Here is an 18,060-nt window from a genome sequence, read left to right on the forward strand (position 1 = left end):
AATCAGGCCCGTCGCGCAAAGGCTGTAGCGTGACGTCGCACAGCACCCCGAGGACCACAGCGAACCCCCGCACGCAGAGTACGCACGCGGACAGATACGACGGCGAGGACTGATGGCACCCGAACCCGAAGCAGGCGGCGGCGGAGTGCCGGATGCGGCGGACTCCTGGGGCATCGGCGGAGTGGTCGGCGACGGCCGCTACCGCCTGACGCACCGTCTCGGACGCGGCGGTATGGCCGAGGTTTTCGCGGCGGAGGACGTGAGGCTGGGTCGCACTGTCGCGGTCAAGCTGCTCCGCTCCGACCTCGCCGAGGACCCGGTTTCCAAGGCCCGCTTCACGCGCGAGGCGCAGTCGGTCGCCGGCCTCAACCACCATGCGGTGGTTGCCGTGTACGACTCCGGCGAGGACGCGGTGGGCGGTCAGACCGTCCCGTACATCGTGATGGAGCTGGTCGAGGGGCGCACCATCCGCGATCTGCTCCTCAACGCCGAGGCTCCGCCGCCCGAGCAGGCGCTGATCATAGTCTCCGGAGTACTCGAGGCGCTCGCGTACTCGCACCAGCACGGCATCGTGCACCGCGACATCAAGCCGGCCAACGTCATCATCACCAACTCCGGTGCGGTGAAGGTGATGGACTTCGGTATCGCGCGAGCCCTGCACGGCGCTCAGTCGACGATGACCCAGACCGGCATGGTCATGGGTACGCCGCAGTACCTCTCCCCCGAGCAGGCGCTGGGCAAGGCTGTCGACCACCGCTCCGATCTGTACGCCACGGGCTGTCTGCTCTACGAACTGCTCGCGCTGCGACCCCCGTTCACCGGCGAGACCCCGCTCTCGGTGGTCTACCAGCACGTCCAGGACATCCCGTTGCCGCCGTCCGAGGTCTCGGACGTGGTGCCGCCGGAGCTCGACGGACTGGTCATGCGCTCGCTCGCGAAGGACCCGGACGACCGGTTCCAGAGCGCGGAAGAGATGCGCGGCATGGTCCAGTACGGACTGCAGATGCTGGAGCAGCAGGGCAGCCACACGGGCAGCTGGAACACCGGTCCGGTCGATATGCACGACGGCGCCATCACCCCGGCGATGGGGATGACGGGGCCGACGGTGATCGGCCATCCCGTGCACGGCGAGACGTCGCAGAGCCCGATCCTGCCGCCGATGAACCCGAACGACGGCGGATACGACGGCGGTCGCCGGGACGGTCGCGGCGGCAAGCGCGGCGGCCGCGCAAAGGCGTGGCTGTTCGCCGTGCTCGCGGTGCTGGCGATCGCGGGGGGCATTGCCTTCGCGGTGGACAAGGCGAACCACAGCACCGGCGACCAGAAGCCCGGCACGACGGTCACCCCGACCCCGTCCGAGTCGCAGGACTCGCCGACCCCGTCCGATGAGCAGACCGAGCAGAGCGAGGAGCCGGACACCTCCACGGGCGGCAATCAGGAGCCGAGCTGGCAGCCCTCCTACAGCGATTCGTTCACGCCGACCGATCCGGGGACGCCGACCGACGATCCGACGACGGCCGATCCGACCGAGCCGACCGGCGAGCCGACCGATGAGCCGACCGAGCCGACGGACGAGCCGAGCTCGCCCGGCAGCACAACGGGCAGCGGCGGCGATCCGGGTGGGACGCCGGGCGGCCAGGCAGGCGCCCCGGGCGGCATCGGCGGCTGACACGGCCCAAGGCGCCACGCGGTACGCCCCGTTGAACCTGCTCGCCCCGTCGACGTCGTTCACGTCCGCGACCTCGTTCACGCCGTTCACGCCGCTCATCCCGCGAAGGCTTCGCACACCGCCTCGTACTCTCTCGTCCACCACACCGCCAGGGCCGACGCCGCAGGAAACTGCGGGTCGGCCCTTCGGTCGTGCAGCTGGTAGCGCCAGCGCAGTATCCAGAAGTCGTTGAGCCGTTCCCACCACACCCGGTGCACCGCGGCCGCGAGCTCCGCCGCGTCCGCCCCGGCCGCTCGCCGGTAGGCCCGTGCATACGCCCGTACCTTCGTCAGTTCCAGCTCCCCCGCCGGTTGGACGAAGAAGATGGCTGCGGCCCGTACCGCCTCCTCGGCGCGCGGCTGCACCCCCAGCCGGTCCCAGTCGACGATCGCGGCCGGCTCGCCGCCCCGGTAGAGCAGATTCAGCGGGTGGAAGTCGCCGTGCACCCAGCCCCCGGCGGACGCCGGCGGCGGCCTGCGGTCGGCATGGAGCTCCAGCAGCGCCCGCCGCTCGAGGAGCCGCCGCTCGGCGAGCGTGTCGAACGCGTCCCGGGGCCGGGCCGCGCGCGCCAGCGCCAACAGCTCGTCGATCAGCGTGAAGGTCTCCTCGGGATCGGCGCTCTCGTACTCCCGCCGCTCTGTGGCGTCCACCGCCATGACCTGTTCCAGACAGGTGTGGACGAGCCCGAGGAGCGAGCCGAGCCGCGTCGACTGGACGGCCGTCAGCTGCGTCCCGTCGCGGTGTCGTCCGTCGATCCAGGGGTGCAGGGCGTAACACCGTCCGCCGATCACCGCGACCGTGTCGCCGTACGCGTCCTCGACGGGCGGTGCGACCGGTACGCCGAGGGCCTCGAGCCGCTGGGTGGCGCGGTGCTGGCGGGCGATGGACTCGCGGTCGCCGTCGAGGTGGTGCTTGAGGAAGTAGGAGCCACGGGTGGTGGCGAGCCGGTAGCCGCGGTTGAGCAGGCCCTGGGTGACGGGCTCGCAGGAGAGCGGTTCGCCCGTGTCCCGGTAGCGACGCAGAAGTGCACCGACGGGTGGGGCAGTTGCAGATGAGCGCGGCACCCGCCAGATGGTAGATCACGCAGCGTGGCCGAGTGACGGCTCTTCGGGATAATCCCGCCTACGTACGATCGCGAACTGCAGTTCGAGCTGCAGCCGCCCTCGACGACTTCGTAGCTATCGAGCGCAAATAGGGTGATTTTTCCAGCTTCGCGAGCGAAAGAGGACTCATCCATCTACTCTTCCCGTGCCCGGGGTCTGCGGGATAACGTGCCGGTGTTCCGGCGGCCTGCAAGGCTGTGACCAGTGGTTGTTCCCGCATTTCTCGATTTACTTGGAAATCCAAGCAAAATCGCAGGTCAAATGGGGTTTCGCAGTAATGCGACACACTGGGTAACGTGCCTTTGGCAGGGCGCTCGCCGGGGCACCTGTCACGCCTGATCCCGGCCGAGCGGCACCCACCCCGTGCACGGGTACGGATACCAGGCGAGCCGCACTGGCTCCCGGCGGACCCCGGGGGCCGGACCGACGGAGGAGCACGCACGTGACCGTGGAGAGCACTGCCGCGCGCAAACCGCGACGCAGCACCAAGCGCGTCAGCGCCGCGAAAAAGCCGCAGAGTTCCGAGCCTCAGCTCGTACAGCTGCTGACGCCCGAGGGTGAGCGCGTCGAGCACCCCGAGTACGAGATCGACCTGACCCCGGACGAGCTGCGCGGGCTGTACCGGGACATGGTCCTGACCCGTCGCTTCGACGCCGAGGCCACCGCTCTTCAGCGCCAGGGCGAGCTCGGACTGTGGGCGTCGCTGCTGGGCCAGGAGGCCGCACAGATCGGCTCCGGCCGGGCGCTGCGCGACGACGACTATGTCTTCCCGACCTACCGCGAGCACGGCGTCGCCTGGTGCCGCGGGGTCGACCCGACCAATCTGCTCGGCATGTTCCGCGGGGTGAACCACGGCGGCTGGGATCCGAACACCAACAACTTCCACCTGTATACGATCGTGATCGGCTCGCAGACGCTGCACGCCACCGGCTACGCGATGGGCGTGGCCAAGGACGGCGCGGACTCCGCCGTCATCGCCTACTTCGGCGACGGCGCGTCCAGCCAGGGCGATGTCGCCGAATCGTTCACCTTCTCGGCGGTCTACAACGCCCCGGTCGTGTTCTTCTGCCAGAACAACCAGTGGGCGATCTCCGAGCCGACGGAGAAGCAGACCCGTGTGCCGCTCTACCAGCGCGCGCAGGGCTACGGCTTCCCCGGCGTCCGTGTCGACGGCAATGACGTACTCGCCTGCCTGGCCGTGACCCGCTCCGCGCTGGAGCGGGCCCGCCGGGGCGAGGGCCCGACCCTGGTCGAGGCGTTCACCTACCGGATGGGCGCGCACACCACCTCGGACGACCCGACGAAGTACCGGGCGGACGAGGAGCGTCAGGCCTGGGAGGCCAAGGACCCGATCCTGCGGCTGCGTACGTATCTGGAGAACGCCGGCCATGCCGACGAGGCGTTCTTCACGTCCCTGGACGAGGAGAGCGAGACCCTCGGCAAGCGGGTGCGTGAGGCGGTGCGGGCCATGCCCGACCCCGACCACTTGGCGATCTTCGAGAACGTCTACGCCGACGGGCACGCGCTCGTCGACGAGGAGCGCGCCCAGTTCATCGCGTACCAGGCGTCCTTCGCCGAGGAGGGCAACTAATCATGGCCGTACAGAAGCTCCCGCTCGCGAAGGCGCTCAACGAGTCGCTGCGCAAGGCCCTGGAGACCGACCCCAAGGTCCTGATCATGGGTGAGGACGTCGGCAAGCTCGGCGGCGTCTTCCGGGTCACCGACGGACTGCAGAAGGACTTCGGCGAGGACCGGGTCCTCGACACCCCGCTCGCCGAGTCCGGCATCGTCGGCACGGCGATCGGTCTGGCCCTGCGTGGCTACCGGCCCGTCGTGGAGATCCAGTTCGACGGCTTCGTCTTCCCCGCGTACGACCAGATCGTCACGCAGCTGGCGAAGATGCACGCGCGCTCGCTCGGCAAGATCAAACTGCCGATCGTCATCCGTATTCCGTACGGCGGCGGCATCGGCGCGGTCGAGCACCACAGCGAGTCCCCCGAGGCGCTCTTCGCGCATGTCGCGGGCCTCAAGGTGATCTCGCCGTCCAACTCCTCCGACGCGTACTGGATGCTCCAGCAGGCGATCCAGAGCGACGACCCGGTCATCTTCTTCGAGCCGAAGCGGCGCTACTGGGACAAGGGCGAGGTCGATGTCGACGCGATCCCCGGTCCCCTGCACAAGGCCCGCGTCATCCGGACCGGATCGGACATCACGCTTGCCGCGTACGGGCCGATGGTGAAGGTCTGTGCCGAGGCGGCCGCCGCGGCTGCCGAGGAGGGCAAGTCGGTGGAGGTCCTCGACCTGCGCTCGATGTCCCCGATCGACTTCGACACCGTCCAGACGTCGGTGGAGAAGACGGGCCGGCTCGTCGTGGTGCACGAGGCCCCGGTCTTCTACGGCTCCGGTGCGGAGATCGCCGCTCGTATCACCGAGCGGTGCTTCTACCACCTGGAGGCCCCGGTGCTGAGGGTCGGCGGCTACCACGCCCCGTATCCACCGGCGCGCCTCGAGGAGGAGTACCTCCCGGGACTTGACCGGGTGCTGGACGCCGTCGACCGCTCGCTCGCGTACTGAGGAGTGCCGTGACCATGACTCAAGACACTTCACTTCGCTTCCGTGAGTTCAAGATGCCCGACGTGGGCGAGGGACTCACCGAGGCCGAGATCCTCAAGTGGTACGTCCAGCCCGGTGACACGGTGACGGACGGCCAGGTCGTGTGCGAGGTCGAGACGGCGAAGGCGGCCGTCGAGCTGCCGATCCCGTACGACGGCGTAGTGCACGAGCTGCGCTTCGAGGAGGGCACGACCGTCGACGTCGGCACCTCGATCATCACCATCGATGTGGCGCCGGGCAGCGGTGACGCACCTGCCGAGGCCGTGGTGGAGACGCCTGTAGCGCCCGCCGCCGAGGAGGAGGCCGAGCCCAAGGGCCGCCAGCCGGTCCTCGTCGGCTACGGCGTCGCCGAGACGTCCACCAAGCGCCGGCCGCGCAAGCCGGCCGCCGGGCAGGCCGTTCCGGCACAGCCGGCCGCCGAGGCTGCGAGCACGTACTACCCGCAGCCGGCCGCGGCCGCTGCGGTGCAGGGCGAGCTGAACGGCCACGGCGGCACGGCCACCGCGGCCCGCCCGCTCGCCAAGCCGCCGGTCCGCAAGCTCGCCAAGGACCTGGGCATCGACCTGACGACGGTCACTCCGACCGGTCCCGACGGCATCATCACCCGGGAGGACGTCCACGCGGCGGCCGCTCCGGCCGCCGCTCCGGCGCCCGCGCCCGTACAGGCACAACCCGAGCCGGTCCAGCCGGTGGCGGTCGTGCCTGTCGAGGCCGGTGCCCGGGAGACCCGTATCCCGATCAAGGGCGTACGGAAGGCCATCGCTCAGGCGATGGTCGGCAGCGCCTTCACCGCGCCGCATGTCACGGAGTTCATCACGCTCGACGTGACGCGGACGATGAAGCTCGTCGAGGAGCTCAAGGCCGACAAGGACATGGCGGGGCTGCGGGTCAATCCGCTGCTGCTGATCGCCAAGGCGCTGCTGGTCGCCATCAAACGCAATCCGCAGGTCAACGCCGCCTGGGACGAGGCCAACCAGGAGATCGTGCTCAAGGAGTACGTCAACCTGGGCATCGCGGCCGCCACACCGCGCGGTCTGATCGTCCCGAACATCAAGGACGCGCACGCCAAGACGCTGCCCGAACTTGCTGCCGCGCTGGGCGAGTTGGTCTCCACGGCCCGCGAGGGCAAGACGACGCCGGCGGCGATGCAGGGCGGCACGGTGACCATCACCAACGTCGGCGTCTTCGGCGTCGACACCGGTACGCCGATCCTGAACCCCGGCGAGTCCGCGATCCTCGCGGTAGGTGCGATCAAGCTCCAGCCGTGGGTCCACAAGGGCAAGGTCAAGCCGCGCCAGGTCACCACGCTCGCGCTCTCCTTCGACCACCGCCTGGTCGACGGCGAGTTGGGCTCCAGGGTGCTGGCCGACGTCGCCGCGATCCTGGAGAACCCGAAGCGGCTGATCACCTGGGCCTGATCCGTCAGGTCTGATCCACAGGCACGATCCCCAGGTCTGATTCGTCAGGTCTGCTCCGCAGGTCACAAGGCCCGGGTGCGCGACGCCCGGGCCTTTGCCGTGATCGTTCGGGGTGCTCGAAAGAGCAGCCCGAACGGTCCTTGTCGGCGCCCACGTGACTGGGCAGGCTCGGTCGGGGCCGCACACGATGACTGGGGATGGGGGAGCGCCATGACTTCTGCGCGCCGTTCGGCGTTCTTCGATGCCGACGAGACCGTGATCACGGCCAAGAGCATGTTCGCCTTTCTGCGCCACTGGATGGCTCAGAACGGAGATTCCGGTTCCGGATACGACAGGGTCATGGCGGACATCAGGTCGCTGGCCGCGGACAACGTCGACCGCAGCGAGATCAATCGCACCTACTACCGGCTCTTCAAAGGCGTATCGCAGCAGGAACTGGTCGCGGCGGGCCGCGATTGGTACGACGGGTACCGGAACGGGCCCACTGCATTCGTCGGAGCCACGCTCGACGCCCTGGACGGGCATCGCGCGGCCGGGGATCTGATCTGCCTTGTCTCCGGTTCGTTCCGTGCCGTTCTCGAGCCGCTCGCCGAGGAGATCGCGGCGGAAATCATTCTGTGCACCGAGCCCGTGGTCGGCGAGGACGGGCTGCTCACCGGTGAGGTGCGCCAGCCGATGATCGGCGTGGCGAAGACCGCCGCGGTGGCCGACGCGATCGCCGCCCACCGCCTCTCACCTGCGGATTGCTATGGATACGGCGATCATCTGTCCGACCTGGGCCTGCTGGAACAGGTCGGTAACCCGCATGTCGTGGATGTCGACCCGGCGCTGGTGGCCCTCGCGAAGGAGCGGGGCTGGCCGGTGCTGCCGTCCGCTCCCACGGCTCTGCGGCAACGCGACTGACCGCTGACCGTACCGCGGCAATTCATTTTGAATTAACCCCCGGAATTTTCGCGCCGGGGGTTCTTTCGCTTTCTTTCCGGTTGTGTTGCTGATTTATTACCGGAATCACCGGACGAGTCATTCGGGTATGCGCATTCGGCCCGATGGTCATGTGGTAAACCTTTTTAGTATCCCTTTCAAATTATCCATGGTGAGCTATATCACATGGGATGGCTGAATCTCGTCGGTATCCTTGACTTGTGCGCGGAGTCGGATGACCGCCGGCGCGCATCAAAGCAACAGGGGGTAGTCTTGTTGGGCGTCTCGGAAATCAAGGAAAGAGAGATCTGTGTACGACGCGTCGTCGTGGCGATCGGGAATGGTCTGCTGCGTTACGGCGTCGAGAGGATGCTTCAACTGCCATCGGAAGTCGAGATCCGCTCCTTGCCCGGGATCGTCGAAGCGCTTACTGACGGTCTCGACGAGGGCGACATACTCATCGCCCTGCTGGGTGAGGTGGACGACGCGATGGCTGCGGAGTTACGCAGGAACGAGGAGCGCGGTGTACGCATCATGCTGCTCATAGAGGACGACGATCTCGTCGACCTGCCCAAGGTGACCGGCATCAGGGCCGGTTTCGTGAAGATCAACGGGATCAATGAGGACACCCTCAACAAGGCTCTGGCTGCTGTTGCCAGGGGTAACGTCCCCATCCCGCCCGAGCTCGCTCAGGATCTGCTGCTGCTCGCGACCCGGCGCAACGACGCCCCGCGGGGTCAGCTGAGGCTGACCCCGCGGGAGCAGGAGGCGCTTGTTCTCATGGTCGAGGGGCTGAGCAACAGGCAAATCGCCCGCAGGCTTCAGATATCCGAGCACGGCGCCAAGCGCCTGGTTGCCAATATTTTGGCAAAGATGGACTGCAACAATCGCACACTCGCTGTTTCAAGGGCACCCCGGGAAGGCCTCTACGAGCGCTATGTGAAATCCAGGGGAATGAACTGACAAGGCCCGCTACGAGGGAATAGCATAGAAGGCTGAATCGCCCCAGGTCGCTGTCGCCAGGTGGCCCTCGGTGTCAATGCCGAGGGCCACTGGCGAGCTCAGACCGGTCATGATGGATGCGGCAGAGCCATCCGCATCCACCCGCTTGATCTCGCCGACGGCACGATCGGTGACATAAACGGAACCTGCCTTGTCGGCTACGATTCCCACGCCCAGCCCGTCGAAGTCGCTGGAGTGGGTTTCCACCGTCCCGTCACGCTTGACGCGGGACAGCACACCACCCTCGTAATTCGACACATAGATCGTGCCGTCGGCAGTCTCGACCACACCCACCGGCGTGCGCAGCCCGTCGGCCACCTTGCTGCTCTTCCCGTCCGGGGAGACGCTCATGAGCTCATTGGTCGCCCGGTTGGTGACCAGCAGGTTCTGCCGGGAGTCGAGGCTGATGCCGGTCGGCGTGTGGAAGCCGGAGGCGAACCTCTCCTTCCTTCCCGCGGCCGCGGCGCGGTAGACGACATCAGCGTTGTAGTCGGCGATGTAGAGCGCGCCCTGCCGGTCGACGGCGAGACCGGCAGGGGCTTCCAGCCCGTCGGCGTAGACGGAGCGCTTTCCGTCGCGGGTGATCCGCTCGACGGTGCCGGCGGACCAGTTGGACACAAACACCGAGCCGTCCCGGCCGTAGGCCAGACCGGTCGGCGACGAGAAGCCGGTGTACTTCGCCTTCCCGGCCTTCGCCGCCTTCCCGGCAGGCTTGCCCTTGCCGCCGGTGCCGCTGCCACCGGTGTTGCCCGTGCCGCCGGCCCCGGTCGGAGGACCGGAGGACACGGAGGACCCCGGTGTCCGCGACGCGCCGCCGGAACCCGCATCGTCTTCGCTTCCACAGGCTGCCACGGAGGACATCAGCAGGCCGCCCACGAGAAGCTTCGGGAGGAGTGAGGAACGCATGACCACCTCTTGGGGGGGAGTGGATGAGTGCGCCGCAGACAACCTACGAGTTGGAGCGCACTTCATCGCAAGTGCCGACCGGAGTACGGACGGTCAACGCCCCTTGCTGCGCACGAAATCGGTCACGGACTGAGCCATGTAGTCGATCTTCTCGTCGGTGAGGCCGGGGTGCACGCCGATCCAGAAGCTGTGCTCCGTGATGATGTCGCTGTTGGTCAGATCGCCTGCCACGCGGTAGTTGGTGCCCTGGTACGCCGGGTGCCGGGTCAGATTGCCCGCGAAGACCTGACGCGTGCCGATGCTCCTCGCCTCGAGGAAGGCCACCAGCTCACGGCGGGTGAAGGGTGCGTCCGGCAGCACGGTGAGCACAAAGCCGAACCAGCTCGGCTCGCTGTTCGGCGTGGCGCTCGGCAGCAGCAGACCGGGGACATCCGCCAGCGCGTCGTGCAGCCGCTGCCAGTTGCGCCGGCGGGCCTCGATGAAGACGGGCAGTTTGGCCAGCTGGGTGAGGCCCAGCGCGGCCTGGCTGTCGGTCGCCTTGAGGTTGTAACCCACGTGCGAGTAGATGTACTTGTGGTCATAGCCCTCGGGCAGGGTGCCGAGCTGCCAGCGGAACCGCTTGGCGCATTTGTTGTCCTCGCCGGGCGCGCACCAGCAGTCCCGGCCCCAGTCGCGCAGTGACTCGACGATGCGCGCCAGATGCAGGTCGCTCGTGGAGACCACCCCGCCCTCGCCCATGGTGATGTGGTGCGCGGGATAGCAGCTGAGCGTCGACAGATCGCCGAACGTGCCGGTCAGCCGGCCGTCGTAACGAGCGCCCAGCGCATCGCAGTTGTCCTCGACGAGCCACATCTCGTGCTCCTGGGCCAGCTCGGCGATCTCGCGGGCCGCGTAAGGATTTCCCAGCGTGTGGGCGAGGGAGATCGCCTTGGTCTTCGGGCCGATCGCCGCGGCGATCGTGTCCACGCTCGCGTTGTAGGTACCGAGTTCGGTGTCCACGAACACCGGCACCAGACCGTTCTGCAGCACCGGGTTGACGGTGGTCGGGAAGCCCGCGGCGACCGTGATCACCTCGTCGCCCGGAACCAGCCGCCGGTCGGCGAGCTGCGGTGACGTCAGTGCGCTGATCGCCAGCAGATTGGCGGACGAACCGGAGTTCACCAGGTGCGACTTGCGTACGCCGATGGTCTTGGAGAAGCGGCTCTCGAATTCCTGCGCGGACCTGGCCGCGACGATCCGCATCTCGAGCGCGGCCTCGACGAGCGCGACACGGTCCTCGTCGTCGAAGACCGGCCCGGAGGAGTACAGCGGAGTGACACCGGGCACGAACGGCCGGTCCGACTCTTCTGACTGGTGGAACTTGCGTACGACGTCGAGGAGTTGGGCCTTGGCTTCTTCGCGGCTGTCCGAGCCAGGCGCCGGGCTCTGTACGGGTGCGCTGGTCACACTGGACCCCTTGTCTTCGTCGGGAGGGGGAGAGAAAGCAGGGCCGATCGCGGTCAGCGGCCCTCGGTGTCGAAGGCCGTCCCGAGCAGGCGGACCGTCTCGTCGAGACCGGTGCGCGCGGCGTTCTCGTGCCGCAGCCGCCCCGCGACCTCCCGCAGGCCGGGGTCCTCGAGCACGCCGTGCACGGACTCCCTGATGGCCTCGACCGAGGCCTCCTCCGGGTGCAGTACGTGCGCGGCGCCGACCGCCGCGATCCGGTCCGCGTGCTGGTACTGGACGCACATCTGCGGCAGTCCGAGCTGAGGAATGCCGGCGACGGTCGCGGCCATCGCGCTGCCCGCGCCGCCGTGGTGGATGACGGCGGTGCAGGACGGCAGCACCTGCGAGAGCGGCAGAGTGTGGATCCGCCGGGTGCGTGCCGGGCGGTCGCCCAGCTGGTCCAGCTTGATGTGGTCGCCGACCGCGATGATCACATCGACGTCGAAGGCGGTCAGCGCCTGGACCGTGCGCTGGAGCACATTCGCGTGGTCACCGCCGATCGGCGCGTTGCCGAGGGTGACCAGCACCCGCGGCGCCTCGGGCTCCTCGAACAGCCAGTCCGGCATCAGGCCGGCCCCGTTGAAGGGGACGTACCGGCTGGGGACGGCGTTGGCCGGCGCGATCCGCCACTGCAGTTCCGGCGGGCAGTTGTCGATGATCTTCCAGTGGGTGTGCGCCTCCTCGCCGAGACCCCACTTGCGCCGGACCGGCCGCAGCGCCTCGGCGATCGGCTCGTCGACCGCGGTGTCCGCCAGCAGTCCCCAGCCGTGCAGGACCGTCGGCACGCCGATCAGGTCGGCCGCCAGGGGGGCCGCGTACTCCCAGTCGGTGCACACGATCAGATCGGGCCGCCAGGACTTCGCCAGCGCCACGGTCCGGTCCACGGTGCGCTCGGTGGCCGGCACGTAGTAGTCGACGATGTGGTCGGTCAGCTCCTCGATCGACGAGCCCTGCTGGGCCCTTCGGGTACCGAGGTCGCCGAGCCGGAAGTCCTCGGCGACCGCCACGGACGAGATTCCCGCCTCGGCGGTGAGCCGCGCGAACCTGTCGGGCAGCGCGGCCAGTACCTCGTGACCGGCGTTCCGCAATGCCCACAGCGTCGAAATCATTGGATAGAGATGCCCCTGGTTGGGAGCACTGGTCGCCAGAATTCGCATTGCTCGAACATAAGGAATCAATTTTCCTTCGGTCAACGCCCGCCAATTATCAGTCCCTTGGGTGTAGCCATCTGGTGCATGCCTCACGGGCAGCCCAGAAGCGCCTTGTCGGGCGGATGGTGGCGCTGGCAGGGTCGTCGGCAATCGTCCTCGAATGCTGGACAGGTGAATTCCATGCGCATTCTGGTTACCGGCGGGGCAGGTTTCATTGGTTCGCACTATGTGCGCAGCCTCCTCGGCAACGATCTGCTCGGCCGCGCGGTGGAACGGCTCACCGTGCTCGACAACCTGACCTACGCCGGAGACAAGAGCAATATCGCGCCACATCTGGCCGATCCGCGCCTGACGTTCGTGCACGGCGACATCAGCGATCCGGAAGTGGTCGGCGCCGTCATGGCCGGCCAGGACGTCGTGGTGCACTTCGCCGCCGAATCGCACGTCGACCGGTCCATCGCCGAAGCGTCGGTCTTCGTCCGTACGAACGTGCTCGGCACAGAGGTGCTGCTCAGCGCGGCCCGACGGCATGAGGTCGGCACCTTTGTGCATGTCTCGACCGACGAGGTCTACGGCTCGCTGGAGCGGGGCTCATGGCCCGAGACCGACCCGGTGAACCCCAACTCGCCCTACGCGGCCAGCAAGGCGTCCTCGGACCTCCTGGCCCTCGCGTACCACCGTACGTACGGAATGGACGTACGGATCACGCGCTGCTCCAACAACTACGGCGCTTACCAATTCCCCGAGAAGGTCATCCCGTTGTTCGTGACCAATCTCCTCGAAGGGAAGAAGGTACCGCTCTACGGCGACGGAACGAACGTGCGCGACTGGCTGCATGTCGACGACCACTGCCGCGGTATCCAGCTGGTTGTGGAGAAGGGGCAGCCGGGTGAGATCTACAACATCGGCGGTGGACAGGAGTTGGCCAACATTGAGCTGGCCGATCTGCTCCTCGATGCCCTGGGTCACAGCCGGGAAATGATCGAGTACGTCGAGGACCGCAAAGGACACGACCGCCGCTACTCCGTGGACTGGTCGAAGGCGCGCGCGGAAATCGGCTATGAGCCCCGGCACGACTTCTCATCCGGACTCGCCGACACCATCGACTGGTACCGGGAAAACCGCGACTGGTGGACAGCACTGAAGAAAAGGTGAATCGCTGATGCGTGGAATCATCCTGGCGGGCGGCGCCGGCACCCGGCTTCGGCCGCTGACCTCGGTGACATCGAAACAGCTGCTCCCGGTCGGTCAGTGGCCTCGCGGAGATCGCCGAGCGCGATGCGGCCCAGCGGGAGCTGGCGGCCACCATCGCGCCCGCTCTGGCCGGCGACTTCCGCCGCCAGGTCGTCGAGTTCGTCGAGGCGCCGAAGGACACCGACGAGCCGCTGCCGGCGACTCCGTACATCCAGCTGAGGCATGTCGAGGTCAAGCCGCCGGTGCACGACGCCTACCGGGAGTGGCGGGACCGCACGATCTTCGACGTCGTACGCACACACGACGAGGTCGAGGTCTTCCTCGCCTACCACTCCCTGCTGAGCACCGAGCCCGGAGTGCTGTTCGTATCCGGATTCTCCGTCGAACCCGACGTCTATCAGGCGGTGTTCACCTCTCCCCGGTACCAGGACATCGTCAAGCAGGCCGGGGACACGTACATCACCGACCGGGGTCTCTACACCCGGATCTACGCCCGCGTCGAGAACTGAGAGGCCGCAACGATGACTGAGCTGAAGGAGACGGACCGCGATGTGGCCGTCGTCAGCGGCGCCACCGGCGGAATCGGCGGCGCGATCGTGGAGCGGCTGGCCGCGGACGGGGCGCGCGTGGTGCTGCTCGGCCGTGACGCGGCCCGGCTGGAAGCGGCCCGCAAGCGCATCGCCGAGCGGCTCGGCGAGAGTGGCGACGGAACGCACGAGCTCACCGCCGTGGTCCTCGACATCAACGAGACCGCGTCGGTCGAAGAGGGCATCGCCTGGGTGGTGGGGCGCTTCGGCCGGATCGACGTGCTGGTGAACGCCGCGGGCGACGGCCCGGTGGCTCCCCTGCTCGAGTCCACCGACGAGCAGTGGAACACCACGGTCAACAGCAAGCTGTTCGGCGCGATACGGCTCACCAGGGCCGTCGCCCGGGCCATGGTGGAGCGCGGAGCGGGCCGGATCGTCTTCATCAACGGCTCGTTCCGCCGCGAGCCCGATCCGCTCTTTGTGATCAACGGAGTCACCAACGCAGGGCTCGGCGGCTTCGCCAAGGCGATCTCCCGCGACCTGGGCAGGAGCGGACTGCGGGTCAACACCGTGGACCCGGGAGCGACCGACACCGATCTGTGGACGCAGACCCTCGCGGACCTCGGCCGGCGCTTCGGCATCAGCCCCGAGCAGGTGGGCGAGGACTTCCTCGGCAAGACGCCGTACGGATCGCTGCCGACGCCCGCGGATGTCGCCGAGGCGGTGGCTTATCTCGTGTCGCCCGGCGCCGCGCAGGTCAACGGTGCCTCGATCACCGTCGACGGCGGCGCCTCGGTGGCGCTGTAGGTGGAGGAAGCCGAGATGGTCACCACGGCCCAGACATCCCCCTCCGCTGCCGAGCGTTCCAGGGCGGCGGCCTGGCGCGCGGCCGTCGTCGCCGCGGCCGCGACCTGCTGCGCGGTCTCCACCATCTATATGACGCAGCCGGTCTTCCCCGAGATCGCCGCATCACTGAAGGTCGGCCCGGAGGACGCCCGGTTCGTCTTCACCGTGGCGAGCTTCGCGTACGCCCTGTCGTTCTTTCTCTTCGGGCCGCTCTCCGACCGGTTCAGCAGCAAGGTGCTGGGCGGCAGCGGAGCGCTGACAGTCGCCGCGCTGATCTCCCTTGCGGCGGTGGTGCCCGACTTCAGCGTGTTCGCGCTGCTGCTCGCCGTGGCCGGGATCGCGGCCGCCGCGGTACCGGCCGCGATGATCGCGCTGATGCCAAGGATCGCTCCCGACGGCCTGGTCGGTGTCTTCTTCGGACTGATCATCGGGGCCACGGTCGCCGGCATCACCCTCGGGCGCTCCTTCACCGGCGTCGTCGCAGGGTGGGCCGACTGGCACAAGGCGGTGCTGCTGCTCGCGGCGCTCAATGTGCTGACCGCGGTGCTGCTGCGCCTGCTGCCGACACCGCGCGCGAGTGACCAACGGGCCCGCAAGCCGGTGGGGCAGGCGTATCTGGCGGCGCTGCGGATGTTCGGACAGGGGCCCGTGATGCGGCTGTTCGGGGTCGGGGCGCTGCTGTTCTTCGGCTATCTCGGGCTCGTCACGTTTCTGACGTACCGGCTGCAGGGCGACCCCTTCCACTACAGCGCCGGTGCGATCGGCACGGTGAGTCTGATCGGTCTGACCGGTGTGCTGGGCGCACCGCTGGCCGGACGGCTGAGCAGCCGGATCGCGCCGCGCCAGGTGGTGCTGCTGGGCCTCGGCCTCGTGCTGGCCGGTGTCGCCGCGCTCGGGGCGGCGTCGGGCACCGCGCTGCTGGTCGTCGGGATGCTGCTGCTCTTCCTGGGCGTCTTCTCGTGCCAGCCGGCCGTGCTGGTGCTGCTGGCTCGGTCCGTGCCCCAGGAACAGCGACGCGGCGCCGCCTCGTCCATGTACATGCTCGTCTGTCTGCTCGCGGGCAGCGCCGCCAGCGCCGCGCTCGGCCCGGTGTGGACCGGCGGCGGCTGGGGTGCCGTGGTGGCCACCGGTGCGGGTTCCGTGGGACTCGCGGCCGCACTCGCGGCGCTCGGCTTCCGGGACAACACAGCAGAAGGGAGTGGTTCGCGATGAGCCGTTCGCAGAGCTACCGGCTCAGCCCCACCACCCAGGGACCGTCGTATCCGCCCAGTGAAATCGTCGACGCCGACGGCGACTTCGTGGTGATCGGAATGATCAACCGGGAGGGGCCCTCGGGCAGTGTCGAACGGTCCTGGGGGTCTGCGATCGTCAGCCCCAAGAGCGATCTGCCGGCGTTCGGCGAGCAGCTCCCGTACACCGTCGTACGCGAGCTGAGCAGCGAACTCGCCCCGGCGGACCGGGACATGGTGCTGTATACGCTTCCGCTTCCACTGCCGTGCAACAACTACCCGATGGTCTTCGCACCCGAGCAGCGGCCCGACGCGAACGAGATCGTACGGCCGAGCTATCCGCTCCATCAGGCGCCGATCCCCGATCTGCGGCCGGAGGACGGGCCCAAGGTGACCGAGCCGATCACGCTCGGCCGGTGGGTCCAGGCGGAGGGGGTGCTGGAGGTGGAACTCACCCCCGACGGCCGTGGCGCCGTATTCCGGATGGAGTTCGGCGGGCTGGTCCCGAGCAGCCTCTACACCGTGATGTCCCTGCGTCAGCACGACCTGGACCCGGCAGGGCCCACCAGGCCCGGTCCGTTGGGTGTGCCCAATGTCTTCGTCACCGACGAGGACGGCAGCGCGAGTTACCGCGCGACCATGCCGCATCCCTTTCCGGCGCCCGGCACACCGGGAGCGAACCGGATCATCAATGTCGTGGTGCTGTGGATGAGTTATCAGCAGAACTACGGCGGTGCCATCGGCTGGTTCGGCCTGGGCGGCGATATTCATGCCCAGTTGAAACTTCAGAAGCCGGAATTTCACGAATTCGTAACGACGGAATGAATTGAGGTTGGTGGCTGTGCCGTTCATCACTGTGACCACGTGGCCGAATCAGTCGGATGAGAAGAGTCAGGAGCTGATCGAGGAGATCACCAAGGCCACACACAAGGTCACCGGAGCGCCGCTCGACAAGATAGCGGTGGTCATTCAGGAGATTCCCCAGAATCGCTGGGGCGAGGGTGGGATCATGGCTACGAACCCGGAATTTCCGGAGTTGAGCCGGCGCCGGAACTGAGCCGGCGCAGGTCCTGAACCATGGAACAAGGAGTCATCCAGGCATGGCAGTTGAGTCTCACGACGATGGGAAGGACCGCTACAGCAGGGGGTTGGCAATCCTGCAGCAGCTCGCCGCCGAGGAACGCCCTTCGGTGCTCGACAGCTTCTCCGACATCGCCCCCGACCTCGGTCGGTTCACGGTCGAGTTCCCTTACGGCGATATCTACGCACGGTCCTCACTCACCCTGCGGCAGAGGCAGCTCGCAACGGTGGGCGCCCTGACTGCTCTCGGGCATGCCGCACCGCAGCTGAAGTTCCATATTCACGGAGCGCTCAATATCGGTGTGACCCGGCGCGAGATTGTCGAGGCGATCCTTCATGTCGTGGTGTACGCGGGATTCCCGGCGGCCATCAACGGTCTGAATGTTGCCAAGGCGGTGTTCGCGGAGCGTACGGACGACCGTGACGAGGCCCCGCACGCCGTCAGCGAGAACGACGAGGCGCCGCGCTATGACCGGGGCTGGGACGCGCTCGCCGAGATCGACGGCCACGCGGGCGAGGCGGTGATCGAGAGCCTCAAGGACATCGCTCCCGATCTCGCCCGCTACATCGTGGAGTTCTCGTTCGGGGACATCTACACACGCGGCGGTCTCGACCTGCATGCCCGTGAGGTGGTGACGATCGCCGCTTGCACCGCGCTGGGTACGGCCCGTCCCCAGCTCAAGGTGCATGTGAACGGGCTGCTCAATGTCGGCGGCACCCAGGACGAGGTCGTGGAGACCATCCTGCAGATGGCTGTCTACGCGGGCTTCCCCGCCGCGATCAACGGCATCACGGCCGCCCGCGAGGTCTTCGCGGAGCGGGCGGCGCATTCGGACCCGTCCGGCGATTGAGGACACACCGGTTGCCGGACGGGCCC

The 18,060-nt window shown here is 67.9% G+C and carries 17 protein-coding genes and 1 pseudogene; 14 read left to right on the forward strand and 4 right to left on the reverse strand.

The genetic code is table 11. From position 1 onward, the window contains the following. Positions 1–112 precede the first annotated feature (112 nt). The gene (locus AB0D12_RS05935) at positions 113–1,669 is read left to right on the forward strand and encodes a protein kinase (RefSeq protein WP_362677498.1); all 1,557 of its coding nucleotides are present in this window, start codon (positions 113–115) and stop codon (positions 1,667–1,669) included. Positions 1,670–1,764: 95 nt separating this feature from the next. Here the strand turns inward: AB0D12_RS05935 and AB0D12_RS05940 are convergent, their stop codons facing one another. Continuing rightward, positions 1,765–2,772: a phosphotransferase gene (locus tag AB0D12_RS05940; RefSeq protein WP_362677500.1), complete on the reverse strand. Its 1,008-nt coding sequence runs from the start codon at positions 2,770–2,772 to the stop codon at positions 1,765–1,767. Positions 2,773–3,253: 481 nt separating this feature from the next. On the opposite strand from AB0D12_RS05940, the gene pdhA reads away from it, so the two are divergent. From pdhA to AB0D12_RS05965, 5 genes are all read left to right on the forward strand, one after another. Further along, positions 3,254–4,402 (forward strand): pyruvate dehydrogenase (acetyl-transferring) E1 component subunit alpha, encoded by a 1,149-nt coding sequence (pdhA, locus tag AB0D12_RS05945; protein WP_327324874.1) that lies wholly within the window; start codon positions 3,254–3,256, stop codon positions 4,400–4,402. Between the two features lie 2 nt (positions 4,403–4,404). Further along, a complete protein-coding gene (locus AB0D12_RS05950) occupies positions 4,405–5,385 on the forward strand; it encodes an alpha-ketoacid dehydrogenase subunit beta (protein ID WP_362677501.1) in 981 nt (326 codons plus the stop codon). A gap of 14 nt (positions 5,386–5,399) precedes the next feature. Then, positions 5,400–6,842, forward strand: coding sequence for a dihydrolipoamide acetyltransferase family protein (locus AB0D12_RS05955; protein WP_362677503.1), 1,443 nt, complete (start codon positions 5,400–5,402; stop codon positions 6,840–6,842). A 210-nt stretch (positions 6,843–7,052) separates the two neighbouring features. Beyond that, complete coding sequence (locus AB0D12_RS05960; protein ID WP_362677505.1) at positions 7,053–7,745, forward strand: HAD-IB family hydrolase; 693 nt, start codon at positions 7,053–7,055, stop codon at positions 7,743–7,745. 204 nt (positions 7,746–7,949) lie between these two features. Further along, on the forward strand, positions 7,950–8,726 hold the full coding sequence (locus tag AB0D12_RS05965; protein WP_362677507.1) for a response regulator transcription factor: 777 nt from the start codon (positions 7,950–7,952) through the stop codon (positions 8,724–8,726). 9 nt (positions 8,727–8,735) lie between these two features. On the opposite strand, the gene AB0D12_RS05970 is transcribed toward AB0D12_RS05965, so the two are convergent. The 3 genes from AB0D12_RS05970 to AB0D12_RS05980 form a co-directional block, all read right to left on the reverse strand. Then, positions 8,736–9,551, reverse strand: a complete 816-nt coding sequence (locus AB0D12_RS05970; protein WP_362677509.1) for a serine/threonine protein kinase — start codon at positions 9,549–9,551, stop codon at positions 8,736–8,738. 213 nt (positions 9,552–9,764) lie between these two features. After that, positions 9,765–11,117, reverse strand: a complete 1,353-nt coding sequence (rfbH, locus tag AB0D12_RS05975; protein WP_362677511.1) for a lipopolysaccharide biosynthesis protein RfbH — start codon at positions 11,115–11,117, stop codon at positions 9,765–9,767. Positions 11,118–11,170: 53 nt separating this feature from the next. Continuing rightward, positions 11,171–12,313: a nucleotide disphospho-sugar-binding domain-containing protein gene (locus AB0D12_RS05980; protein WP_362677513.1), complete on the reverse strand. Its 1,143-nt coding sequence runs from the start codon at positions 12,311–12,313 to the stop codon at positions 11,171–11,173. A gap of 174 nt (positions 12,314–12,487) precedes the next feature. Here AB0D12_RS05980 and rfbB point away from each other — a divergent pair, with 174 nt between their 5' ends. The 8 genes and pseudogenes from rfbB (at position 12,488) to AB0D12_RS06020 (ending at position 18,034) form a co-directional block, all read left to right on the forward strand. Next, a complete protein-coding gene (rfbB, locus tag AB0D12_RS05985) occupies positions 12,488–13,462 on the forward strand; it encodes a dTDP-glucose 4,6-dehydratase (RefSeq protein WP_362677515.1) in 975 nt (324 codons plus the stop codon). Positions 13,463–13,469: 7 nt separating this feature from the next. Next, positions 13,470–13,553 (forward strand): annotated as a pseudogene (locus tag AB0D12_RS05990) (sugar phosphate nucleotidyltransferase); the annotation flags it as partial. A gap of 190 nt (positions 13,554–13,743) precedes the next feature. Further along, entirely contained in the window at positions 13,744–14,010 is a 267-nt protein-coding gene (locus AB0D12_RS05995) for a hypothetical protein (protein ID WP_362677517.1), read from the forward strand. 12 nt (positions 14,011–14,022) lie between these two features. Further along, complete coding sequence (locus tag AB0D12_RS06000; RefSeq protein WP_362677519.1) at positions 14,023–14,835, forward strand: SDR family oxidoreductase; 813 nt, start codon at positions 14,023–14,025, stop codon at positions 14,833–14,835. A gap of 15 nt (positions 14,836–14,850) precedes the next feature. Beyond that, on the forward strand, positions 14,851–16,086 hold the full coding sequence (locus AB0D12_RS06005) for an MFS transporter (protein WP_362677521.1): 1,236 nt from the start codon (positions 14,851–14,853) through the stop codon (positions 16,084–16,086). After that, a complete protein-coding gene (locus AB0D12_RS06010; RefSeq protein ID WP_362677523.1) occupies positions 16,083–16,928 on the forward strand; it encodes a hypothetical protein in 846 nt (281 codons plus the stop codon). Before AB0D12_RS06005 ends, AB0D12_RS06010 begins: the two co-directional genes overlap by 4 nt. A gap of 10 nt (positions 16,929–16,938) precedes the next feature. Beyond that, on the forward strand, positions 16,939–17,160 hold the full coding sequence (locus tag AB0D12_RS06015) for a tautomerase family protein (RefSeq protein ID WP_362677525.1): 222 nt from the start codon (positions 16,939–16,941) through the stop codon (positions 17,158–17,160). Positions 17,161–17,203: 43 nt separating this feature from the next. After that, positions 17,204–18,034: a carboxymuconolactone decarboxylase family protein gene (locus AB0D12_RS06020; RefSeq protein WP_362677527.1), complete on the forward strand. Its 831-nt coding sequence runs from the start codon at positions 17,204–17,206 to the stop codon at positions 18,032–18,034. The last annotated feature ends 26 nt before the right edge of the window (positions 18,035–18,060 follow it).

Source organism: Streptomyces sp. NPDC048479, assembly GCF_040651435.1.
GTDB lineage: Bacteria > Actinomycetota > Actinomycetes > Streptomycetales > Streptomycetaceae > Streptomyces.